Annotated in this window: 17 protein-coding genes and 1 pseudogene; 5 read left to right on the top strand and 13 right to left on the bottom strand. The window is 70.1% G+C overall.

Annotated features, from left to right (window positions below):
- A pseudogene (locus HR086_RS28085) lies at nt 1-212 on the bottom strand (hypothetical protein); the annotation flags it as partial.
- A 201-nt stretch (nt 213-413) separates the two neighbouring features.
- On the opposite strand from HR086_RS28085, the gene HR086_RS28080 reads away from it, so the two are divergent.
- Complete coding sequence (locus HR086_RS28080) at nt 414-1892, top strand: hypothetical protein (protein WP_174467152.1); 1479 nt, start codon at nt 414-416, stop codon at nt 1890-1892.
- 67 nt (nt 1893-1959) lie between these two features.
- On the opposite strand, the gene HR086_RS28075 is transcribed toward HR086_RS28080, so the two are convergent.
- Genes HR086_RS28075 through HR086_RS28035 form a run of 9 tightly spaced genes read right to left on the bottom strand, consistent with a single transcriptional unit; the run spans nt 1960 to nt 12458 of the window.
- Nucleotides 1960-3006, bottom strand: coding sequence for an AAA family ATPase (locus tag HR086_RS28075; RefSeq protein ID WP_141643774.1), 1047 nt, complete (start codon nt 3004-3006; stop codon nt 1960-1962).
- A complete protein-coding gene (locus tag HR086_RS28070) occupies nt 3003-6275 on the bottom strand; it encodes a hypothetical protein (protein ID WP_174467151.1) in 3273 nt (1090 codons plus the stop codon). Before HR086_RS28070 ends, HR086_RS28075 begins: the two co-directional genes overlap by 4 nt.
- Nucleotides 6275-6541, bottom strand: a complete 267-nt coding sequence (locus HR086_RS28065; protein WP_174455152.1) for a hypothetical protein — start codon at nt 6539-6541, stop codon at nt 6275-6277. The genes HR086_RS28070 and HR086_RS28065 overlap by 1 nt, the downstream gene beginning before the upstream one ends.
- Nucleotides 6534-8651, bottom strand: coding sequence for an AAA family ATPase (locus HR086_RS28060; RefSeq protein ID WP_174462311.1), 2118 nt, complete (start codon nt 8649-8651; stop codon nt 6534-6536). The genes HR086_RS28065 and HR086_RS28060 overlap by 8 nt, the downstream gene beginning before the upstream one ends.
- On the bottom strand, nt 8648-9214 hold the full coding sequence (locus tag HR086_RS28055; protein ID WP_141643778.1) for a hypothetical protein: 567 nt from the start codon (nt 9212-9214) through the stop codon (nt 8648-8650). The genes HR086_RS28060 and HR086_RS28055 overlap by 4 nt, the downstream gene beginning before the upstream one ends.
- Entirely contained in the window at nt 9211-10296 is a 1086-nt protein-coding gene (locus HR086_RS28050) for a hypothetical protein (protein WP_174467150.1), read from the bottom strand. Before HR086_RS28050 ends, HR086_RS28055 begins: the two co-directional genes overlap by 4 nt.
- The gene (locus tag HR086_RS28045) at nt 10293-10901 is read right to left on the bottom strand and encodes a 4Fe-4S single cluster domain-containing protein (RefSeq protein WP_141643780.1); all 609 of its coding nucleotides are present in this window, start codon (nt 10899-10901) and stop codon (nt 10293-10295) included. The genes HR086_RS28050 and HR086_RS28045 overlap by 4 nt, the downstream gene beginning before the upstream one ends.
- Nucleotides 10902-10943: 42 nt before the next feature.
- The gene (locus HR086_RS28040) at nt 10944-11738 is read right to left on the bottom strand and encodes a DUF4126 domain-containing protein (protein ID WP_174467149.1); all 795 of its coding nucleotides are present in this window, start codon (nt 11736-11738) and stop codon (nt 10944-10946) included.
- Nucleotides 11739-11741: 3 nt separating this feature from the next.
- Nucleotides 11742-12458, bottom strand: coding sequence for a hypothetical protein (locus HR086_RS28035; RefSeq protein WP_174455157.1), 717 nt, complete (start codon nt 12456-12458; stop codon nt 11742-11744).
- Nucleotides 12459-12567: 109 nt separating this feature from the next.
- Here HR086_RS28035 and HR086_RS28030 point away from each other — a divergent pair, with 109 nt between their 5' ends.
- Both HR086_RS28030 and HR086_RS28025 read left to right on the top strand, forming a co-directional pair.
- Nucleotides 12568-13158, top strand: a complete 591-nt coding sequence (locus HR086_RS28030; RefSeq protein ID WP_174455158.1) for a GNAT family N-acetyltransferase — start codon at nt 12568-12570, stop codon at nt 13156-13158.
- A gap of 128 nt (nt 13159-13286) precedes the next feature.
- Entirely contained in the window at nt 13287-15074 is a 1788-nt protein-coding gene (locus HR086_RS28025; RefSeq protein ID WP_174467148.1) for a sigma 54-interacting transcriptional regulator, read from the top strand.
- A 105-nt stretch (nt 15075-15179) separates the two neighbouring features.
- Here the strand turns inward: HR086_RS28025 and HR086_RS28020 are convergent, their stop codons facing one another.
- Entirely contained in the window at nt 15180-16583 is a 1404-nt protein-coding gene (locus HR086_RS28020) for a hypothetical protein (RefSeq protein ID WP_174467147.1), read from the bottom strand.
- Nucleotides 16584-17063: 480 nt separating this feature from the next.
- On the opposite strand from HR086_RS28020, the gene HR086_RS28015 reads away from it, so the two are divergent.
- The gene (locus tag HR086_RS28015; RefSeq protein ID WP_141643785.1) at nt 17064-17882 is read left to right on the top strand and encodes a ThiF family adenylyltransferase; all 819 of its coding nucleotides are present in this window, start codon (nt 17064-17066) and stop codon (nt 17880-17882) included.
- A 30-nt stretch (nt 17883-17912) separates the two neighbouring features.
- Here HR086_RS28015 and HR086_RS28010 read toward each other — a convergent pair whose 3' ends face one another.
- A complete protein-coding gene (locus HR086_RS28010) occupies nt 17913-18359 on the bottom strand; it encodes a DofA protein (RefSeq protein ID WP_141643786.1) in 447 nt (148 codons plus the stop codon).
- Between the two features lie 265 nt (nt 18360-18624).
- A complete protein-coding gene (locus tag HR086_RS28005; RefSeq protein WP_371745570.1) occupies nt 18625-21009 on the bottom strand; it encodes a penicillin acylase family protein in 2385 nt (794 codons plus the stop codon).
- Nucleotides 21010-21301: 292 nt separating this feature from the next.
- Here HR086_RS28005 and pssA point away from each other — a divergent pair, with 292 nt between their 5' ends.
- Complete coding sequence (pssA, locus tag HR086_RS28000; RefSeq protein WP_141643788.1) at nt 21302-21946, top strand: CDP-diacylglycerol--serine O-phosphatidyltransferase; 645 nt, start codon at nt 21302-21304, stop codon at nt 21944-21946.
- The last annotated feature ends 131 nt before the right edge of the window (nt 21947-22077 follow it).

The raw sequence follows: 22077 nt of genomic DNA, 5'->3' as shown, positions 1-22077 counted from the left end.
GATGGGGCCAGGGGATGGCCGGCGACGAGCCTTCCTAGGTCCGCGACCAGCGCGGGTGGCGGAAGCGTGGGTGTCTCCGCGAGCGTGGCCAGGAGCCAGGGCACGCTCGTGGCGAGGGACTCCGCGTCGAGGCCTTCTTGTCGCGCGAGGGTGAGCCCGGCGCACAACCAGCGTTCCGTGTCCTGGGGGCCTCGCGACTCCACTGCTGCCATGCGTCCTTTCTGTATCACTTCGGAAGGCGCCCGATGGAGGGGCGTGTCGGCGCGCGGAGGTGATTCTGGGGACTTTCGGCAGGGGGCCCAGGGGCCGAGCCCTGTCTTGCGATGGACAGCCTGCTCGGACCGAGGGGCAGTTGCTCCGTGCTTCCCTGGTTCCCACCGTCGCAGCCCGTGCTCCGAGGGGGAGGAGACACCATGCGCGCGAAGTATGGCCTGGCCGTGTTCTGTCTGGGTGGATGGGGGTGTGGGGGTGCTCCGGAACTGGAGCCCTCTCCGCTGGAGTCGCAGCCGTCCCAGGTGGCCACCCTGGCCTGTTCACCCGAGGGGGCGCGGCGAGTGAAGGTGGTCGTGCCGCCCGGGACGCCCCAGTCGCCGACCTTCACTCCCATGCCCACGGGCATCCGGGACGTGCAGGGCACGGCCTACTTCTCCGTGAACCTTCGCGATGGAAGCGCCACGCTGTGGAAGAGCCAGGGGACGGAGGCCAGCACCGCGCCGGTGAAGGCGTTCTCCGCGACGTCGCCTGGGAGGAACATCTCTTCGCTCTCGTCCCTGGACAGTCGCTTCCTGTTCCAGGTCTACACCGAGGAGTACGGTCGGGAGCCGTGGATCACCGACGGGACAGAGGCGGGCACGCAGGTGTTGAAGGACCTGACGCCCGGGTCCGCGGGCTCGGCTCTCTCCCAGTTCGCCTCCTACGGTACGTTCGTCACGTTCTTCCGCACCTGGCAGGTGATGGACCCGCCGAGGCTCCAGGTGGAGCTGTGGCGCACGGATGGCTCGGCCGAGGGGACGACGCAGCTCGTGAACCTCGGCGTCCTGAGTACCCTGTCGCCGAGCTACGTGCGGACCTCCAGCGCGCATCTGTTCTTCCTGTCCAGCCCGGAGCACGGCACCGCGCTGTGGCGCACGAATGGGACGTCCGGCGGTACGGTCTTCGTCAAGCGACTGGATGCCAACGTGGTACCCGTGGTCGATGTCGGAATCACCGAGGACGGGAGCACGGGACTCTTCACGCTCCGGGACGGGGTGAACACGGAGGTGTGGAAGTCGGACGGCACGGCCTCGGGCACGGTGCGGCTGGAGTCTTTCGGTCGTGAGATGCGGATGCTCGGCTCGCTGGGCGCGCACGTGTACCTGACGAACGCGGACCCGGTGACGCAGCGGATGGGGCTGTATCGCGTCGCGCAGGCGGGCGGAGGGAAGGCCACCGTCACCGTCCTGGAGAACCCCTACGCGGACCAGGAGGCTGCGTTCCCGTCTCTCCAGTCGTTCACCCGCTCGGGAGGAAAGCTGTACTTCGCCGTGGCCATCAGCACTCCGGGGCCCGCGTATCGCGTGGTGAAGTTGTGGGTGACGGATGGCACAGCCACGCAGACGCGCTCGATGCCTGGCTCGCTGAGCGTCTCCGACGAGTTCTCTTCGTCCGTCCATCCCATCGACGGCGGCGGGGTCATCTTCGCGGGAGCGGATTCGGCGGGCTCCTACACGAACCCCTGGGTGAGCTACGGCACCAACGCCACCACGGCGGAGGTGACGGCGACTCCGTCATTGGTGACGTCGTCGCCCGAACGCTTCGCTCGCGTCGGCGGCAGCATCTACTTCACCGCGATGGATGACACGGGCTGGTACCAGCTCTGGGCCGCGCCCGCCAACGTGTCCTGTACTCCGTAGCGACTGCTCGTGACACGGGGACCTGGACGCATGGCTCCAGGTCCTCGTGACGTTCAGCGGACGCGCATCACGTCAGGCCGAGAAGTCGAGGCACCTTCTCTTCGAGCAGGTCGATCTCCTCCCGCGTCTCGCCCAGATAGGAGAGGAGCTGGAGGTCCTGACGCTCCACCGCGCCACCGTGGAAGATCCACGCACGAGTGCGCAGCAGCCGGTAGAGCTTCACCAGCTTTCGGTCGCTGATAAACACGCCGTCCTCGCGCGTCAGCGTCTGCACCACGCGGCGGAACTCGCGCAGCAGCTCGTCGCGGAAGAACAAGTCACGGTCCTTCAGCTCGCGCCCGTCCGGCCCCATCTCCTTGCGCCCCATCATCAGCGTCAGGTAGCGGTGCGCCTTCAGGAGGTCTTCCAGCGTCGCGTGTCCTTCCGCCCACGGCTTCTGGTTCAGCTCGCGGTGTGTCTGGGACTCCAGGCCGGAGTCGAGCAGCTCCAGGAAGTAGCGGTCCTGCACCGGGCGACACGCGGCCTTCAGGCAGAAGCGGTCCTTGAGCGCGCCCAGCTCCGCGTGCTCGGGCAGCTCGTTCGTCGCCGCGAAGAGCACCTTGAGCTTCACCGGCTGCGGCGCGCCGTCCTGGTAGAACTTGCGCTCGTTGATGACTGTCAGCAGCGCGTTGAGGATGGCCGAGCTCGCCTTGAACACCTCGTCCAGGAACACCAGCTTCGCGGTGGGCAGCTTGCCTCCCTCGCGCCGGATGTAGCGGCCCTGGCGCAGGAGGTTGATGTCGATGGGGCCCAGGACTTCGGATGGCTCGGTGAAGCGCGTCAGCAGGTATTCGAAGTAGTCCTCGTTGGGGATGCGCAGCGCTTCGCGGAATTTGAGGACCAGGTCCGACTTCGCCGTGCCCGGTGGGCCCACCAGGAGCAGCGGCTCCTGCGCCACCGCCGCCACGGTCATCAGGTCCACCAGCGTCTGCTTGCCCACGAAGTGTCGCCCCAGTCCCTGTCGGAACCGGTTGAGCCGCTCGCGCAGCCCCTGCGCCTCGCGTGACAGCGCGTCGAACGTCAGCGCGGAGATGGGGTCGGCGACGGGCTCCTCCCGTCGGGGAACACTGCTCATGTACGGTCCTCCAACTCCTGATGGATGCGTCGCCGCACCAAGAACTCATCCTCGTCCAACCAGCTTCGTGCCCGCTCGCTCGCGCCCTGCGCCACTTCCACATGACCCAGCACCAGCGCGTCCGCCAGCTCCACCACGGACAGACAGAAGTGGCTGTTGGTATTGAAGCTGTCCGTCACCGTGGCGAGCCCCTCCGACAGTCTCGCCAGTCCCGGCAGCGCGACGTTCGTCGGCGTATGCGCCAGTGCTCCCGCCAGACTTCGCGTCAGGGCCATCCGCTCAGGGGGGGAGCCCTTCGCGGCGGCCAGCGCATCGAATGCCATGTTGAACACCGGCAGCGCTTCGTCCACATGCCCGAGCATCGCCATTCCCGACGCGACACCCAGTCGCGCCGCCACGGGCGCCTTGGCCCGGGTGAGCAGACCTCGCGTCGCCGCCACCATCTCGCCCGTCTCGCGAGACAGGCCGACGCGACGCAGGCCGCGCAGGCTGGCCTCCAGGATGCCCGCGCCCCACGCGGGGGACTCCGGCGCAAGTCCGGCCAACACCAGCCGCAGCCGCCCCGCCAGTGACGTCGCGCGGTCCGCCCGGCCGAACAGCGCCGCCAGGGTAAGCGCGTCACCCAGGAGTTGGGCCTGGGACTCTCCCGGGAGCCCCTCCATCGCTGAGACGAGTTCATCCAGCAGCGGCAGCGCCCGCGCAGGGGCCAGCCGAGGCAACGTCTCCAGCAAGCCGCCGATGAGGCGCAGTCGCTCGGGCGCGGGCAGGCGGGCTCCCGTGGCGCGCCTCACCAACTGGACCACCTCGTGCGTCACCGTGGCCGCGTCGCGGATGTCTCGCAGCGCCGCGAACTCCTCGCCTCGCAGGTCGCGTGTCCCGCGTCCAAAGGCCCGGGCCGGGTCCAACCGCTCGCTGGGCTCCAGCAGCGCGGAGGCCTGACGCAGCCGGTCCACCTTGTAGCGCTGGAAGGTGGCCAGCGCGTTGAGCTCCGCGGAGATGTCCGCGGGCAGCGGAGTCTCCAGCGGCTCGCCCTCCAGCGCTTGCGCCACGCGTGCGCCATAGGCCCGCGACAGGAACCCATGGATGGGCTCCTTCGTGTCGAGCGCCGCCGTGGCCGAGGCCACCAGCGCCCGCGCGCGGTCCGCTTGTCCCAGCCTCGCGAGGCCACAGGCGAAGACGAGGCGGACATAGGCCTGGGTCAATTCGGCGGGCGCCTCCACGGAGGAGCGCCGACGCGCGGTGCGCTCGAAGCGGTCCAGCAGCGCGTCAAGCTGTGCCGCGAGCCGAGGAAGGGCCGACGCATCCGTGCCGCCCCGCAGGAAGCGCGGGACATCGCGCGAGAGGGAGAGCCCGCGCTGGAGCATCTCCAGCAGCCGGTCCCCCGTCCTCGCGAGGCTCAGCGGGTCGCCCCCCGCGAGCGTGTCCAGCGCGGCGCGCGAGAGCCACAGCGTGCGCACGTCGAGCGCGGTGTCGTGGCGATCCAACCAGCGCTGCAGCGCGGGCATATCCCCCGGTGGCGTCCGTGGAGACGTCAGCGCACCCAGGACGAGCCCGCTGGCGAAGCTGCGCACGTCGTCCTCGGAGGGCGTGGCGCGGGTCAGCAGTTCGGCCCGCGAGGCACCCGCGCGGGACTCCGCCTCCGCCCAGCGCACGGCCAGTTCCGTGGCAGCCGGGCCCGAGGCGTTCCAGAGCGCGCGCGTCCAGCACAGCGCCGCATCGCGCCCTCGGCCGAGCTGACCATTCAGCTCCGCCATGTGAACCCAGAGCGCCTGTCGCTCGGGGGCATCGGCGGGAACCTCCAGTTCGAGGAAGGACTTCTCCGCGACCGCGAGGGCTTCCTCGGCGGCACCGAGCTGCGCGGGTGTGAGTGGCTCTAGGAGGGTCCCCGAGCCTCGGGACGACGAGCGCTTCGTCGTCGCTGGCTGCGCCGGCTCAACGGGCTCCGGCACGGGCGCCTGCCCTCGTCGCGTGCGGCGGGTGCTTCGTGTCGACGTGTTCGGGTCCTCGCTCTCCCCGGTGGGAGCGGGGCCCGCCGCACCGGGCATCCACTCGCCGTCCGCGGATTCGATGGCGCCGAAATCGAACGTGGCCCCCTTCACCCACGGCTCCAGGGCCGCGGCGGCGGTGTCCACCACGTAGTCCACCCAGGACTCGAGTGGCTGGAAGGCCTGCTCGGGGATTCGCTCCGCGCGGAAGCCGCCGGCGCCCGTGGGGTGCAACCAGGTGACGGTGTCCGGCACGGGTGCGAGGAGCGCACGCAGACGGTCTCTGCGCACGGGAGGCTCCAGCAGGCCGTCACAGGGCAGGTAGAGGTCCGCGAGCTGGGGCAGCGGCGAATAGGCCATGGCGGACAGGCCCAGCTCCGGTGGCCGCTCACGGCCATGCCGTGCTCGCAGGATGATGCACGGCGCGTCGGCGGGCCCGGTCACCGCGAAGCGAAGCTGCGCGAGCAGGGCTTCCGGCAGCGTGTGGACCAGTGACTCGACCTGCGCCACGGCGTTCTCGCGCAGCACCCAGAGACTCGCGGCCTCCGTGCGCGCGGCCCGGGTGAGCCTCATGTGGACGGAGAGCCGGCCCGGCGCGGCCGAGGGCGTCCAGTCCTCCGCGGGCTCGGGGAGCCGCAGGTCCGTGAGCTGATACAGGTCCGTCCACGGCCCGTCCGGCGCCGTCAGCCACGGGCCTTCGCCGGGAATGAGCAGCACGGTGCCAGGCGCGGGCAGGAGCGTGCGCGCGAGCGGATGCACGTGGCCCAACTCCACCCAGACGGAAGTCTGCCCTGGCACCGCGGGCACGAAGGCTCGCAGGCCCCCCGCGCGGTCCATCGCGCCGGTGAGCGTGAAGTAGGGCGGGGCGGAGGCGCGAAGCAGGGCGCGCTGGCCCTTCTTCTCCTCGGCGAAGCAGACCTCCTGGCGGTCACAGCCCAGGCGCAGCAGCTCGCCCGCGAGCGACAACAGCCCGTTGCCATCCACGGGCAGGAACAACACCGCGCCCAGGGGCGCGCTCTCGACGGGGACCCGACGCGGGGCCAGCAGCTCCGCCCAGCACAGCACGGAGTCCTCCGCGCGAGGTGCCTTCGCGTCGGCCTTGATGCCGAAAGTCGCCAGCTCCGCGAGCACGGCCTTCGACAAGGGCGCCTGGGACGTGACGTGGAGCACACCCTCGGCGGACCGGCGATAGCGGGCCGGCGTGGCCTGGACTTCGGGAGGGACGAGGCGGGAGGTCAGCGCGAGGTGGAGCGCTTCCTCGGTGGGAAACACGAGCGTGGACATCAGGCCTTCTGGCTCACCTTCTCGGCGGTGCTCTCGGACGTGGACTCGGGCTGGGCGGCCTGCCCGGACGGGGTGTCTCGCTGGACGATGATGCGGCCCACCTCAGAGGCCTTGAGCGCGCCCCCGGCGATGAGCTGGTCCACGAGGCGACGGTGCTCCTCCTCGTGCTCCATGGGAAGCGCGTCGGAGTCGCTCTCGTACTGGATGACGATGTCCTTGCGACCCGTCTGGGGATTCACCAGGAGACGGAGGATGAGACTAGCCATGGGCCGGCTCCTTCTGCGACGCCAGCGTGGGCGCCAGGTGGACGAATGCCTCGCGGTCCAGCACCTTGCGCTCGAGCAACAAGTCCCGAAGCGCGACGAGGCGGGTCTTCTCCCGGTGGAGGATGTCGCGGGCCCGGGCTCGCTGCACCTCCAGCACCTCCTGCACCGCGGCCTCCAGCGTGCCGCGTGTCGCATCGGAGAGCGCATGCCGTTCCGCGTCCCGTCCCGGGGCGTCGAACCGGCGCACGGGGATTCCGTCGCCACCCATGCCGAGCATCTCCACCAGCTCGCGGGCAATCTCGGTGGCACGCTCCAGGTCATGGGCGCTGCCGATGGACAGGTCCTCCAGGAGCAACGCCTCCGCCTCGCGTCCGCCAAAGAGCATGCAGATGCTGTCCAGCAACTGGCTGCGCGTGACGACGTAGCGATGCGCGGGGTCCGCGTACTGCACGAAGCCGAGCATGCCGGCCAGGTCTCCGCGAATGCTGATGCGGTCGATGGCGGGCGCGCTGGGACAGAACAGCGCGCACACGGCGTGGCCGGCCTCGTGGGTGGCCACGACCTTCTCCTCGGCGGACGTGAGCTCCGGCCGGTCCAGGAAGTCCGTGAGGGCCTTCTCCACGTCCACCGGCTCGGTGGGGGTCTGCGTTGCATCCCTCAGCCGACGCCGGGCCAGGGCCCGACACAAGGCCTGGATGTGGTCACCGGAGAAGCGCGTGCCCGTGCCCTCGACGCGGTCTCCGGTGCGCTTCACCGCGTAGTCCAGCGCCCGCTCCGTCATGCCCAGGGCCAGCTTCTTGTCGTAGATGGACAGGATGGCCCGGCGGTCCGTGCTGTTGGGGTAGGGGATGCAGAGCTGGAACTCGAAGCGGCCCGGACGCAGCAGCGCGGGGTCCAGCGACTCCACGAAGTTGGTGGTGCCCACCACGAAGACGAGCTCCTCCTTGCGGAAGCCGTCCATCTCCGTGAGGAGCTGGTTCACCATGGAGTGCTCCACGCCGGAGCCCGTGTACGTGCCGCGCGCCGCCGCGAAGGAGTCCAGCTCGTCGAAGATGATGATGCTGGGCGCGGCCTGACGTGCGCGGACGAAGATCTGCCGGAGGTTCTCCTCGCTCTCGCCCACCCAGCGGCTCTTCAGCTCCGGGCCGCTCACCACCAGCACCGCGGCGCCCAGCGACGAGGCCATCGCCTTGGCGAAGAGCGTCTTGCCGGTGCCCGGCGGGCCCCAGAAAATCATCCCCCGGGGCAGCAGGCCCTCCACGCGCTTCACCGCCTCCGGGTCCGACAGCGTCTCCTTGTGCGCGAGCACGTCGAGAATCTCTCGCTGGAGGCGCTCCTTCACCTTCGCGTAGCCGCCAATCTCCGTGTGCAGGTCAATCTCCGGCACATTGAGCGAGCCGCTCAGCGTGGCCGAGCGGAGCTGCGCGAAGGCGGGCCTTGCGTCGCTGGGATAGTCCTCGCCGGTGATGGCCCCGAGCAGCCGCCGCAGTCGTACGGCATTCACGCCGGACACGTGTTTGTAGAGCGAGTAGGGCTGGAGGCCCCGGCCGAACTTGCGACACTCGCGCTGAGTGACGAGGTAGCGCAGCCGCTCGCGACTGACGCCGAGGATGCTCTCCTTGTGGGGGAACAGGTTCTCGATGACCCGTGGCAGCGGGAACGACGGGTCCTTGAATCCCACCCAGAGCATCTCCGGGTTTTCATACAGCAGCGGAATCACCTCGCGCGCCTCGGACGTGAGGCCGCCGCTGCTGGTGGTGAGCAGGTCGAGATGGGGCAGCACGACGATGCGCTCGCGCACCGCGCCTCGCACCGCGTCGCGCAGTTGGCCGATGAGCGTGGCCATCATGCTGGGCGCGGGCATTCCGGGCGGTGGCTCCGTGGCGGCGCGGCCATCCAGGTAGAGGAACTGCTTGCCGTCCTTCTTCAACCTGTCCCGCAGGCACTTGTAGAAGTACGGCGTCAGCTCCTTGTCCGCCTCCACCATCACCGGGAGGCCTCGCAGCAGCGCCTCGCACAGGCGGCCCAGCTCGGCGGGATACGCGGCCTCCACCGCGGCGAAGGGTGTCAGCTCCGTGGGGAGGGACTCCTCGGGGATGCGCTGACTCATACGCGAACCTTGATGGTGAGCGAGCCCGTGGCCGCGTCCTCGTGAATCTCCTCCACCGTGCCCAGCTGCGACGCGCGCACCTTGAGGGCCTCGCCCGTCACCTTGTTGGCGATGGAGTCCAGCTCCGACTTGAGGTCCCTGAGCCGTCCTTCGAGCCGCCGGGTGATGTCCTCGCGCAGCGACTCGGTGGCGTCCTGGGTCTGGTCCTCCAGCTTCGCCCGCGCCTTCTCACGCGCGAGCTTCTTCGTCGCCTCGGATCCGTCCGGGGTGTGGGAGAGGACCTCGCCCGTCGCCCTCAGCTCCACCGACGCTTCGTCCGACAACGTGACGCTCACCTCGCCGGTGGTGACGTCCACGGCCACGCGCACGCCGTCGGCCTCGACGCGCACCGCCACGTCGCCCTCTTGCGTGAAGCCCCGGTTCGCCAGCTCCGAGGCGAGCAGGCCCGCGGTCTCCTCGCGAGACAGCAAGGGCAACAGCTCCAGCTTGGAGCACACGCCGTCCTCGGCCTGGACGATGCGGTTGAGGGATTCGGAGACGGAGATTCGATAGGCGCGGCTCATGGGGCGCTCTCGGAGGAAGGGAGGGGAAGGGTATCCGGAATCGTTTCGACGGGAGCCGCCAGGTCCGTGGTCAGCTCACGCTCCCGGTCCGAGGCGAGGCGGAAGCCGGGCTCACCGAAGGACGCCCAGGCGGAGAGCAGCAACTGCGCGCCCTCGTAGCCGTCGTCGAAGAAGCGCACCGCGCGGTGCTCGGCATCCCAGCGCGCCATCCGTCCGAGTGCGCGCAGGCTCGCTCCCGCCGCCCGGCGTGCCTGGGCCTTCACGCTCAGCGATGCGCGAGGAGACAGGTTGGACACCCATCGCGACGCGGGCTGGTCGACCAGGGGCCGCAGCGCCTCCAGCACGAAGCCCGCCAGGTCCCTGCGGCCCGCGCGGTCCACCGCGTCGAGAAACCCGTCCAGCACCTGCTCCTGCGCGGTGCCCAGGTCGACCAATTGCTTGGGCTCGATGAGCCGCGCTTTGCTCTCTTCCAGTCGGCGCCAGCGAAGGGCGAGCTCGTCCTGGAGCGCCTCCAGCAGCCAGCCTCCCTCCGCGAGCAGCGGCGCGAAGCCTTCCGCGTCCACGCGTCCGAGCGAGGCGCCGAACAGGTCCGGAAACCCGAGCCGACAGAGGATGGAGCGCTGGAACTGGGGTTGCAGGGCGATCGACAGAGCGCAGGGGGTGCCCGCCACCAGTCGACAGCACAGGTAGAGGAACAGCTCGTCGGCGAGCGTCGGAGGCGCGTCCACATCCAGGGGCCTGTGGCCGAAAATCGCGAGCGGCTGTTCCACGAGCCAGCGCAGGGTGTGGAAGCAGAGGACGGAGAAGCGCAGCGCGGGAGGACCGTGTCGTTCCCACAGGCGCGAGGGGCCTGACTCGGAGGACAGGTGACGTCGCTGGCGTGCCCCACCGCAGCGGGCCAGCGCGAGGACGGTGCCCTTGGCCAACGTGTCACGCAGCGAGCGCAGGGCGCCGGGACTCAGTCGCGCGGGCGTGGTGTGGCGCGCACGAAGCAGGTCCTCGACGGGCGCGTACTGCCCCAGGCCCATGATGGCGCGCGCGAGCGTGAGCAGCGAGTGCTCGGAAGGCGAGACCCGGGTCATGGACGGAGGCGGTCCGCGAGGTCTGGCCAGCCGTTGATGATGAGCCGGCCTTCGACGAGGTGCAGCTCCGCCGTGTTGGGCGCGGTGAACGTCGGGTCTTCCGGCGAGTAGCGCGGGGTGAGGAAGTGCATGACCTGGTTGCTGGAGCCAATCCACCGCCGGCGCGTCTCCGGCTGGTCCTTCTCGTAGCGCCCATCCACCAGCAGGTCCAGGCTGGCGAGCAACCGCTCGACGTCCGGGTTCGTCTGGGCCTTCAGCTCCGCGAGCGTGTAGCCGCTGAAGACCATGGTGCTAAGGCCGCCCGCGCGCAGCCGCTCACAGAGGTCCGCGGCGGGGCCGGGCTGCGCGAAGGGCTCGCCCCCGAGCAGCGAGAAGCCCTCGATGCCGGGCGTCGCGAGCACCCGGGCCGCGAGCGACTCCACCGTCACGACGGTGCCACGCTCCATCGCGAACATCTCCGGGTTGCAGCACCCGGGGCAGCGCAGCGGACACCCCTGGAGCCAGAGTGCGAAGCGGCGCCCCGGGCCCTCCGCCTCGGTGCGGGGAACCTGCTGTGCGACCCGGAGCACCGGGCCAGGAGAAGACGCGTCCGCGGTCGAAGACATGGGAGCCGTCCGCAGCATGCCAGGAACGGCGGGGACCGCCCATCATCCCAGCCGGGAAGGGGCCTTGCCGCCGTCGCGCTGGATGCCTGGTTCCATGCGCGGAGCGCTGGAGTTCCCGGACCCGAGCGCCCCGCGAAGCGCGTCCCGCATCCGCCCCCCGAGCCGCAGGTCCACGGCCTTGGCCACGGGCACGTCCGCGCGGCACCTGGGGCAGCGCGAGGCCTCCTCGCGAATCTTCGCCCCACACCCGGTGGGACACGCGCGGCGCGAGCGCGCTTCCAGTCGATAGGCGACCAGTCCCGCCGCGCCGCAGGCCAGGGTGAACAGGAGCACGAGCGCCAGCGACAGCGGCGCCCAGAGGATGGCCACCGCCGCCAGCCCCAGGCCGAAGACGTCCTCGGTGCGCAGGAGCCACCGCCGAGGATGCAGCACCTCCGTCTCGAGCTGGTCCACGCGCGTATGCACCCACTGGCGCACCGACAGCGTCGCGACGGCGACGAAGGCGCCCACCGCGCCCACGGCCCAGGGCGGAAGCTGCTCCGTCCCCACGCCCATGGATGCGAGCGCCACCGTGGCGCCGCTGCCCGCGCTCAACGCGAACTGCGCCAGGCCCAGCACCATGCGCAAGTCACTGTCGCGCTGCGTGTACATCTCGAACGCGAGCAGCGCGACGAAGGCCCCGAGCGCTTGCGGCGTCGCGAGCCACCCGAGCTCCGGCGGCAGCGACAGGTATTGGTAGTGCGCGGCGAGCGCGAGCAGCAGCAGGCTGCCTCCCGCGCGCGTTCCCGAGGCTCCACTCAGGCCGATGACCTGGGAGGCGAGGGCGAAGGAGAGCATGGCTCAGCTCCCTCCCATCGGCGCGGCAAGGAAGCCCTGCACGAGCCCCAGTGACTGGAGCACGTACAACACCAGCAGCACCGACGCGGCGGTGAAGGCCAGCAGCATCAACATCCAGCCCACCAGCAGGCCCATCTCCCAGAAGGCGACGGCGACACCGCGCGCCTCGCGCTCGGTCTGCCATGCGAGGTAGCGGCGCGCGAAGAGGCCGGCGAGCGCGACTTCGCCAGCGCTCAGCGCGACCTTGACCAGCGCGCCGAAGCCGGGAATCAGCGTGAGGAGTTCGAGCACGAGGATGGACAGCGCCACGAAGCAGCCGGCCGCGAGGCGCAGCGTCCACCGGGAGACCAGCCGACGCTGGGGCGTGAGCAACTGGAGCGCGGGAGTCACCAGCGTCACGCGCAGCCACACCAGCGCGGCGACCAGCAGCAGGGACGTGAGCAGGGGCACCCAACTGGCGACCAGCGCGGCGAGCGCCACCACCGCGACGGCGATGCCCAGCCGCACCGTGGCTCGCTCGGAGGCGAGTCGGTGGAGGACCTCTCGGTCCGTGGCGCTGGGCAGCGTCTGTTCGTCGCACCGGGGACAGGGGCGACCGCGCAGCGCCGTCCCTCCAGGAATCCGCTCGGCACACCTGCGACAGCGTCCGCTCAACAGCAGCGCGAGCTCATGCTCCTCGCTCCGAGCGCTCCGAGCATTCGCGGTCATCGTCAAAGGCATCGTCCCCCTCATCGAAGTGGCCACATCATGCCCCGAGCGTGCGGGCGAGTCAGGTACCGTCAGGCCCTGCGTCACGGGCGCCCACTCGTCGTTCGCGAAGGACCTTCTCATGCGATTCCAGCCGGTCCAGTTGATGCTACGTGACGGTCGCCCCGGCCTCGTCCGGGAGGCGACGCGAGAGGATGGGCCGGCGCTGTTCGAGCTGGAGCGCGCGATTGTCCAGGCCCGCCAAGGCATCGTGAAGCACCCGGAGGAGCTGCCCGTGGACGCGGCCACCTTCACGGCCCAACGCGATGGCGCGGGGCTGCACCGGCAGGATGGCACCGCGTTCCCCCTGGTCGTGACGGACTCGCACGGAGCGCTGCTGGGGGAAGCCTCCATCCTGCGCCTCTCCTATCGGATGCTGCGTCACGTGGGCGTGCTGGGCATCGGCGTGCATCCTTCGGCCCAAGGGCTGGGTGTGGGCCGGGCCTTGATGGACCACCTGCTCACCTGGGTCCGCGCCCACCGCGACCCGGACGGTGGCGCCGTCACCCGAGTGGAACTCTGCGCTCGGGCCGACAACCCGAGGGCCCTCGCGCTCTATCTCTCCCAGGGCTTCGTCCTCGAGGGCACCCGTCGCGCCTTCCTCCGCCTCGATGACGGCTCCTACGTCGATGATGTCCTCATGGGCCTGTTGCTCCACGTCCCAGGGCCCTGAGTCGACTCAAACCCGCTGGTTTGCCCGTAGACGGATTTCGCCAGGGCCAAGGGGAGTGGACGGTGAAGGATCTTCTGGCGCCGCAATTTCCCAGCAAGGCTTCATTGGTGCAGTAGACTGCGAGGGTCATGACGCGGCCTGTGTCCGCCTACGCCCCTCGAAGCGAACGCAAGCCGTTGTACGTGAAGGTGGTGACGCAGCCCGCCCTTCCGGGGTGCTGGGCCGTCAACATCAGCGAGACGGGCATCGGCCTCATCGCCACGCCGCGAGGGCCCCAGGAGGGGCCGCGCGAGGGCGAGTCCGTGGAGCTGTCATTCTCCCTGCCGGACTCGAACGAGCACATCCGCGCGAGAGGCGACGTGCGCTGGCGGCACGAGTCGGGTGGCGCGGTGACGGCGCTCGGCGTCTTCTTCCACTCCTTCGAGGGCTCCGACGGGGTGAAGCTGGCGCGCTACCTGACGACGGCGCGGCTCCAGGTGGTGGTGGTGTTCGCGAGCGAAGAGGAGGCGCGGGATATCCGCGCGGCGCTGGAGGGGCAGGCCGTGCCGCACTTCGCCGCCAGCGCGGAGGAGGCGCATGCGCTGCTGGCGCGCGGTGACGCGGCGGCGCTGCTCGTCTGTGGCCAGGAGGAGGCGCGGGCCTTGACGCTGGTGGAGGGCCTGGCCACGGCGAGCACGGACGTGGAGCTGTCGGGCGCCGTGCCTCCTTCGGACCTGGCCTCGCGCATCATCTACTGCGCGCCCGCCGCGCCGGAGCGACTGGTGGCGCTGTTCAACGCGGGCCTCGTCTTCCGGGCGCTTGGGGAGTCACCTTCGCGCGAGGCCGTGAGGCAGGCGGTGCTCCAGGCCGGACGCGAGCGCGGCGTGCGCACCGAGCAGTGGCGCATGACGCTGGAGTTGGAGCGCAACCTGCTGCGCGAGCGGGCGCTGTCCCAGGCGCGGCCAGCGGAGCCGGGCGGGCGGGGCGAGGAGGAAGTGGGCCTGCGCAGCGCGGCCATGCAGCGGGTGATGGAGATGGTGCGCCAGGTGGCGCCCCACCGCGTGGCGGTGCTGCTCCAGGGCGAGACGGGCACGGGCAAGGAGGTGCTGGCGCGCATCGTCCACCGCCTCAGTGGCCGGGGAGAGCTGCCGCTGGTGGTGCAGGACTGCGGCGCGCTCACGGAGACGCTGCTGGAGAGCGAGCTGTTCGGCCACGTGAAGGGCGCCTTCACCAACGCGGTGGCGGACCATCCGGGGCTGTTCGTCCTGGCCAACGGCGGCACCATCTTCCTGGACGAAATCGAGAACACGACGCCCAACCTCCAGGCGAAGCTCCTGCGCGTGCTGGAGACGGGCGACGTCCGTCCGGTGGGTGGCACCCAGGTGCGGCACGTGGACGTGCGCGTCCTGGCCGCGAGCAACAAGGACCTGGGAGAGGAGGTTCGCGCCGGACGCTTCCGCTCGGACCTCTTCTATCGCCTCAACAGCTTCACCATCGACATCCCCCCGCTGCGCGAGCGGCCCGAGGACGTGCCGGAGCTGGCGCGCTACTTCCTGCACGTGTTCAACCGGGTCCTGCGCCGCTCGGCCAGCGGCATGTCCCAGGACGTGGAGGACATGCTGCGCTCCTACCCGTGGCCGGGCAACGTGCGCGAGCTGCGCAACGTGCTGGAGCGCGCCGTGCTGCTGTCGCGTCCGGGGGAGGTGGTGTCGCGCCGGCTGCTGCCGCCCTCGCTTGTGACGGTGTCCCCGGCGCGCAACGAGCTGACGGGAGATGGCTCGCTGCGCGCGCGGCTGGAGCGGGTGGAGCGCGAGCTCATCCGCGAGGCCCTGGAGCGCCACGGCGGGGTGCTTCGTCGCGCGGCCGTGGCGCTGGGCATGGACCCCGTGACGCTGGGCCGCAGGGCCCGGCGCCACGGTCTCTGGAAGTCGGACTGAGTCCTGCTGTCGCTAACCCGCTTCAGGTATGTCAGTTAACCGCGCTCGGAGTGGGGCGAATGACCTCTCCGAGGGGGCTGCCTTAACGGACTATGCTGAAGCGGGTTAGTGGGCGCGCACCCACTGGAGGATGGGCTGCCACACGCGCTGCGGAGCGGTGTCCGCGAGGAACAGGTCCGCGTGCCCGAAGTCGAGCGCGCGCGCGGCCGTCGGCAGGTCGCGAACGACGAGTGACGAGACGTCCTGGCTGCCGAGCAGCGTCGTGGAGTGAACACCGTACTCACCCACGCCGCCGCCCGCGCCCACGTAGAGCACCGGCACCGTCACGCGCTGGAGGTGGTCGTCGTAGGGCACGTCCAGGCCACACGTCCACGCGTCCGACTCCACGACTTCGTTGAGGCTCTGGTAGGGCGCCGCGCGCTGGGCGTACTCGTAGAGGTACGGCTCGGAGGTGTACGTCATGCTGCCCGGCAGGCCCGTCGCGTCGGGGATGCCCGCCATCAGGTGGTAGCCCGGGGTGAGGGCCGGCAGCGGCGCCAGCAGCGCGCCCGTGGCCGCCGCGGAGACGATGGCGGCACGGCGGTTGGTGGGCCGGCCGGTGCCAGGGCCGAAGACGTCATCCGGCAGCAGCGGGGAGGGCGCGTCCGGGGCCGTGGCCGCCAACAGGCCGATGTACTGGAGGGTGATGCCGGGCGCGGGGCCCAGGAGGCCACCCTCCGTGACGCCCGCGTCGCGCCGGGCCTTCAGCGCCGTGTGACGCTCACACGCCCAGGCCTGCTGCTGCGCGAACTGGGGCGCGTGGCGCACCGCCATGTCCACGGGGATGAAGCCGTCCACCTGTCGCAGCAGCCGGGGCAGCCGCGCCTCCGAGTTGAGATAGGCGAAGGCGACCATCGCGCCCCGGCTCCACGCGAGCAGGTGCATCGAACCCACGTTGCCGCCCGCGAGCCGCAGCGTCCGCGCCAGCAGCAGGCCCGTGCCCACGTCCTTCGCGTGCGTGCCCAGGTTCCACCCCGCCATGAAGCCGAAGTCCTGCGTCCCCGCGGGCACCCCGACCCAGCGCATGTCGATGCCCCACACGTCCACGTTCTCCTGGGCCAGATAGGCCGCGATGGAGTGGTTCGCCGGCACATGCGCGGACCCCACGCTGGAGAGGAAGGCCGCGTCGAAACCCCACGCATCGCCATGCACCAGGAACACCGCCCGGTTCGCCCTGGCGGGCACCCACGGCGCGCGCTCCTTCACCACGCGGTGCACGGTGACGGTGTCATGCGCTCCGGGACCCACCTGGAGCTCGAACCGGTAGTGCGCGACGTCGCCGAACACCGGCTCGCGCGAAGCCCACCGGGTGGAGGCGCTGCTGGCGACACCTTCCAGCGAGGAGACCCCGGAGACCAGCGCCTCCGTCGCGCTGTCGCGTAAGTCTTCTGGGGTTGAGGGCGTCTCGGAAATTCCACAACCCAGCGACAGGAATGTCAGACAAACAGAAAGGCTGAACCACGAACGCATAGAAACCTCGAGTCGAAGAAGAAGGGTTCGGGGGACGCTGCGTGTTGACGGGTCGAAGCTCCCCCGTGCCGTGTCACCCGCAGAGCACAATTCAAGCCAGGCAATGAACACGCGAAAGCCTTGGAGTGCCTTCTATCTCTGGACTTCACGCTTGCTGTCCACTGTGAAGCAACCGTCTGACATGCCCTGGTGGGTGTGGTTCCGGTGACCCGCTTCACGACTGAAGCAGGGGCATCACGGGTGTGGCTTCCGAGGAGCACGCGGCGGTGCGGGCTTGCCGGACCGAATCACGTGATGGAAGACGTCTGGAGTGCCCTGCGGCGGACAACGTCCTTCGGGGAGGGGGAGTGCTGAACACCTGGGTGTGCGCCACCCTCCCGGGTCCGAAAATCGAGGACCACATCCACATCTCCCGGCGGGGCGGAGGACGGCGCGCGCGACGAGCACCTCGGCGCCTCGTGGGGAGAAAGTGGAGGCGTCATGGTGGAGCCCCGTTTCGAGCGCAACCTGGGCGTCATCGGTCCGGAGGTGATGGAGCGGCTGGCCCGCACGCACGTCCTGGTCGCGGGAGTGGGAGGCGCCGGAGGCCAGTGCGCGGTGGACCTGGCGCGGCTGGGGCTGGGGTGCCTGACGTTGGCGGACTTCGACACCTACGAGCGGCACAACATGAACCGCCAGGCGGGCTGCTTCGAGAGCACGCTCGGCCAGTCCAAGGTGGAGGTGGTGGGGCGCATGTGCCTGGACATCCACCCGGAGCTGCGGCTGCGGCGTGTGGGGGCGGGCATCACCGAGGCCAACGTGGAGGACGTGCTGTCGGGGGGCGAGGGCCTGCCGCCAGTGGACTACGTGGTGGAGGTCATCGACATCGCGGGCGCGGGGGCGAAGCAGGCGCTGCACCGCGCCTGTCGTGAGCGCGGCGTGCCGGCGATGACGGGGCTGATGCTGGGGTTTGGCGCCGCGTTGCATGTCTTCCAACCGGATGCGCCGCTGTACGAGCAGCTCTACATCCTCCCGGATGGCCGCGTGGACCTGCCGGCCATCATTCCCCACCTGGGGAGCTACCTGTCACAGGACGCGATGGACGCGTGCTTCGAGGGTCGAGGCCACGCCCCCACCTGCGTCGTCGGAGCGACGACGGCCGCGGGGATGATGGTGAGCGAGCTGATGCGCGGGGTGATGCTCGGCGCGCGCGCGATGGTGTCCTGGCCGGAGTACCTCTACGTGGACCTGTTCGACCACCACTACGTGCGGGCCGCCGTCAGGCCCACGAAGCTGCCGGCGCGTCAGCCCATGTCGTGAGGATTGCGGGCCGACGCGCCCTCGCCCGTCTCACACCACGCCGCGCTTGCGGGCCTCCTCGATGACCTTCGAGCCGTCCACGCCCAGGCTGTCGGAGAGCAGCGGGGCCACCTGCTCGGCGCGCTGGTGGACGCGCTGGAGCGTCTCGTCGTGGGTGCGCGTGACGATGTTGATGCCGGCGATGATGACGCGCTGGAGGTTGTACTGGAGGTCGTTGCCCTCGACGATGGCGTGAATCTGGGTGAAGAGCGGTCGCGCGTCGGACTGGAAGGCGGAGAGGTTGTTGCGCTGCTCGCTGTTGGGCACCGCGGACCTGGACGACAGGCTCGCCACCAGCACGAGGGGCGGCTTGAGCCGCTCATGCGTTTCGCGCATCTGCTGGAACACCGCTTGGATGTCCTCCCGGTTGGGGGGAGCCTCCCAGCGCAGGAAGAAGACCCTGTCGATGATGGCTGTCTTGTAGACGGGTGTCGTCATGGCGAACCGCCGCTCCTTCGCAGAACCGTTGCCCCCGGGGCCGTTTCACCGCGTGACGCCATGCGGTGCCGGGCGGTCTGCCAGGGCATCCTGGGTTCGCATCGCCGGGGCGGTAGCCTCCCGACAGGGCGGGCATCGCCGGGCGGACAGAGGACTTCCCTTCCGGGGCCCCAAGTGTCCGCGCGAAAGCAAAAAGCCCCCGCCGGAGCAGGGGCTTGGGACTGCTCGGGGCTCCCCTTCGTGAGAGGGGGAGCCCCGGAGGACGTCAGTTGCCGGAGATCTTCTTCTCCTCCACCTTGGTGGCGGCGATGGCCTCCTCGGTGAAGACGATGGGCCGCCACTGCTTGTTGGAGAACAGCTCCGTCTGGTCGGAGAAGTACGGCGAGTTCTTGTCGCTGGACTCGCTGTAGGTCAGCACCGCGCGGCCATTCACGCCCGTGTCGGTGAACTCCATGGCCATGATGAAGCTGCTGCCGTTGTTGATGACGTAGCCGGTGTTCGTGAGGTTGGTGCGGGAGTTGAGCAGCTGCGCGCCGCGCACCGCGCTGAAGTCGGAGTCGGGCGTGGTGGACTTGAGCGTGCCCCACGAGACGACGTTCGCCGTGCCGTCGTAGGAGCCGCCGCCGTGGATGGGGATCTTCTTGCCGTCCACGCGGGTGGTGTACTGCGAGTCACCCAGCGGCGCGTCCACGGGGATGCCGGCGACCTGGAGGCGGTACACCGCCGCGGCCAGGGCGAGCATCGTCGGGTCGGTGCCCGCCGCCGGCTCGGCGGCCAGCGTGTTCGGCGTGGCGATGGGCTGGGCCACGTTGAACGGGTTGGCGAACAGCGTGCCCGTGCCGCCGTTGGACAGGGCGCCCATGCTGAAGTGGCCGCTGAACTCGCGCCACAGGGCCGCGCCCCTGCTGCCCACGTCGTAGCGCAGGTCCCACGCGGCCAACGCCGCGCAGCCCTGGCGGATGTCCACGAGCGTGGTGTTGTACTGCACCGTCGTCTTGCCCGTGCAGCGCGCGACGAGCTGATCCCTCAGCAGCTCCGCCGTCATGCCGCGGTTGCCGAGGATGGCGTTCTCCAGCTCCGCCACGGTGAACTTGTAGTCGGAGCCGGACGCGCCGTTCTCCTCCGTGAGCAGGACGGCGTTCATGCGCGTGCGCGGCGTCTGGCCCACGCCTTCCAGGCCGTGCAGGGGCGAGAAGCCCGTGAGGGGCTGGCTCGGGTTGGCCAGCCAGTAGCTGTCGTTCGCGTTGAAGACGAAGTCGCGGCGGGCCAGCTTCGGAACCCCGCTGAAGGGCACGAGGCCCGGCCCGCGGGCGCCCGCGGCGTCACGCCACTCGTTCTCCGGGTTGCTGCCGTCGAGGAGCACCAGGCCCATGCTCTGCCAGATGGCGGTGGTCGCCGGGTCCAGGCCGCTGGAGGCCGCGCGCCACGTGCCGATGGCCGTGGCCGTGAGGTTGGGGGTGGGCGTCGCGTCCGTGTACCAGACGTTGCCGGCCCGGTCCGCCGCCATGGTGTTGACCCAGGGGATGCCCTGGACGTTGGCGTAGACGTTCTGGAACTCCTCCAGGCTCTTGGCCCGGTTCATTCCGACGAACTGGGTGACGAGCTGGGTGTTGTCCAGGTTGGTGTCGCGGAAGCTGAGCACCGACTGCGTGGTCCACGGGGCGGTGCCGGGGATGACGATGACCGGGCCGTAGTGGCTGCTGTAGAAGCGCTGGGTGATGTTGGTCAGCGAGCCCTCCGGCAGCCGCACCAGGATGGTGATGTCGCGGGCGGTCATGTCCCGCTCCTCGGTGCCGTACTTGTAGCGGGTGGGCTTGCCCGGCACGAGCTGGAGCCCGTAGAGCGTCATGCGCTGGCCCGAGGAGAACGTGTGCGTCCAGGCCACGTTGTCGTTGAAGCCGATGAGCACCGCGGGCACGCCCAGCAGGCCCACGCCGTACACGTTGAGCTGGCCGGGCACGGTGAGCTGGCTCTCCCAGAGCTTCAGCTCGCCTTCCCAGGGGAAGTGCGGGTTGGCCACCACCATGCCGTGGCCGGACGCGGAGCGGTCCGCGCCAATGGCCCAGCCGTTGCTGCCGACCTGGCTGAAGTCCGGACGCTCCACCTTGAAGCTGCCCGGCACCGGACGGCCCTCGGAGCCCGCGCCCGGGATGGGGGGCGAGGCCGCGGCGATGGCGAGGATGAGCTGGTAGGCGCTGCCCGCGAGGCCCACGCTGATGTCATAGGCCAGGAGGTCCACGCCCTGGATGGGCTTGACCCAGGGGGCGTTGGTGCAGGGCGCGGGGAGCTCCGCCGCCGGCGTCTCCGACAGGTACTTGTTGAAGCCCGCCGCGTAGCCGTTGAACATCTCCTGGATGTCCGCCGGCAGGGTGGGGAAGGCCGCCTGGGCCTTCTCCTGGAGCTGGAGGACGCGGTAGCCGAAGTCGCTGCCCGCGTAGGTGTTGCCGGGGCCCGCCCCCAGGTAGCGCGCGCGCTCACCGCGGACCTTGAGGATCTGGTCCGACAGGATGCAGACATGGTCCTTGGCGAACGCGTAGCCCTGTCCGTAGGACAGGCTGCCCATGTCATTGGCGATGATGTGAGGGATTCCGTGCGCCGTGCGCCGGATGGTGGCCTCGTACTTCGGAGGGCCTTCCACGGGTGGCGTCACCGGGCCTCCGTCATCATCCTCACCACATGCGGTGGCGAAGGCGAGACTCAGGCCGGCGAGAAGGGGGAGGTGCCAGCGGGAGCGCCCGGACTTCCAGGTCGCCCCCCGCGAAGAGGACACGGATTGGTTTGGAGGCATGGATGGGCGCGAGCGTAGGAAGGGGCTGATCCACACGTCAAAAGTTTTCTGAGGTTTGACTTTTCCTGGGAGCCTGGAGTCAGACGCACTGCGGCAAGAAACGCAGCAGTGAGGGACGGGCAGTGAGGATTCACTGTGCTAGGAGAACGCGGATATGACGACCGAGCAGCCGCGTGCCCGCCGCCCACGCCGCCACTTCTCGATGATTCGCACCTTCGTGCTCGCCGACTTCGTGACGCTCGGCAACGGCTTCGCGGGCGCGGGGACCATCCTCGCCGCGATGCAGTACCTGGCCACGTGGCGCGTGGGCTTCCTGTGGGTGGCCTTCGCGTTGATGCCGGTGGCGCTGGTGATGGACGTCCTGGACGGGCGCATCGCCCGGTGGCGCTACAAGAAGTCGCCGCTGGGGGCGGACCTGGACTCCCTGGCGGACGTCATCTCCTTCGGCATGGCGCCCGCCGCGCTGGCCTTCGCGGTGGGGATGCGGGGGGCGCTGGACGTGGCGGTGCTCCTGTACTTCGTGGCGTGTGGCATCAGCCGGCTGGCGCGCTTCAACGTCACGTCGGCGGAGCTGGCGGACGCGACGGGGAAGGTGAAGTACTTCGAGGGCACACCCATTCCCACCAGCCTCGCGCTGGTGATGGTGCTGGCGGCGGCCACGTGGATGGGCCGTATTGGCGACACGCTGCTGGGGGGCGCGTGGGACGTGGGGCCGGTGGTGTTGCATCCGCTGGTGCTGCTGTACGCGGCCAGCGGCAGCGCGATGATCAGCAAGACGCTGCGAATCCCGAAGATTTGAAAGTGAACGGGGCGGGGCCCCCTGACACCGGGATTGTCCTTCGTGGGTGGTTGCCCGCCCATGGGTGGGTGCCTAGTTTCGCCAACTGATCCGCTCCAGCGCCTCGTTTGAGGCTGTGGGCGGACCTGGGC

Origin of the sequence: Myxococcus sp. CA039A (genome assembly GCF_013336645.1) — a bacterium.
Classification (GTDB): domain Bacteria; phylum Myxococcota; class Myxococcia; order Myxococcales; family Myxococcaceae; genus Myxococcus; species Myxococcus llanfairpwllgwyngyllgogerychwyrndrobwllllantysiliogogogochensis.
Note: the sequence above shows the minus strand (reverse complement) of the source record. Positions and strands in the feature narration are given on the sequence as shown.

Excerpts from the sequence above, each read along its gene's own strand:
- HR086_RS28030 (WP_174455158.1), top strand. The coding sequence starts at position 12,568 with ATGCGATTCCAGCCGGTCCAGTTGATGCTACGTGACGGTCGCCCCGGC.
- HR086_RS28025 (WP_174467148.1), top strand. The coding sequence starts at position 13,287 with ATGACGCGGCCTGTGTCCGCCTACGCCCCTCGAAGCGAACGCAAGCCG.
- pssA (WP_141643788.1), top strand. The coding sequence starts at position 21,302 with ATGACGACCGAGCAGCCGCGTGCCCGCCGCCCACGCCGCCACTTCTCG.
- HR086_RS28020 (WP_174467147.1), bottom strand. The coding sequence starts at position 16,583 with ATGCGTTCGTGGTTCAGCCTTTCTGTTTGTCTGACATTCCTGTCGCTG.
- HR086_RS28060 (WP_174462311.1), bottom strand. The coding sequence starts at position 8,651 with ATGAGTCAGCGCATCCCCGAGGAGTCCCTCCCCACGGAGCTGACACCC.
- HR086_RS28010 (WP_141643786.1), bottom strand. The coding sequence starts at position 18,359 with ATGACGACACCCGTCTACAAGACAGCCATCATCGACAGGGTCTTCTTC.
- HR086_RS28045 (WP_141643780.1), bottom strand. The coding sequence starts at position 10,901 with ATGTCTTCGACCGCGGACGCGTCTTCTCCTGGCCCGGTGCTCCGGGTC.
- HR086_RS28070 (WP_174467151.1), bottom strand. The coding sequence starts at position 6,275 with ATGTCCACGCTCGTGTTTCCCACCGAGGAAGCGCTCCACCTCGCGCTG.
- HR086_RS28035 (WP_174455157.1), bottom strand. The coding sequence starts at position 12,458 with ATGCCTTTGACGATGACCGCGAATGCTCGGAGCGCTCGGAGCGAGGAG.
- HR086_RS28075 (WP_141643774.1), bottom strand. The coding sequence starts at position 3,006 with ATGAGCAGTGTTCCCCGACGGGAGGAGCCCGTCGCCGACCCCATCTCC.
- HR086_RS28055 (WP_141643778.1), bottom strand. The coding sequence starts at position 9,214 with ATGAGCCGCGCCTATCGAATCTCCGTCTCCGAATCCCTCAACCGCATC.
- HR086_RS28080 (WP_174467152.1), top strand. The coding sequence starts at position 414 with ATGCGCGCGAAGTATGGCCTGGCCGTGTTCTGTCTGGGTGGATGGGGG.
- HR086_RS28065 (WP_174455152.1), bottom strand. The coding sequence starts at position 6,541 with ATGGCTAGTCTCATCCTCCGTCTCCTGGTGAATCCCCAGACGGGTCGC.
- HR086_RS28040 (WP_174467149.1), bottom strand. The coding sequence starts at position 11,738 with ATGCTCTCCTTCGCCCTCGCCTCCCAGGTCATCGGCCTGAGTGGAGCC.
- HR086_RS28050 (WP_174467150.1), bottom strand. The coding sequence starts at position 10,296 with ATGACCCGGGTCTCGCCTTCCGAGCACTCGCTGCTCACGCTCGCGCGC.
- HR086_RS28015 (WP_141643785.1), top strand. The coding sequence starts at position 17,064 with ATGGTGGAGCCCCGTTTCGAGCGCAACCTGGGCGTCATCGGTCCGGAG.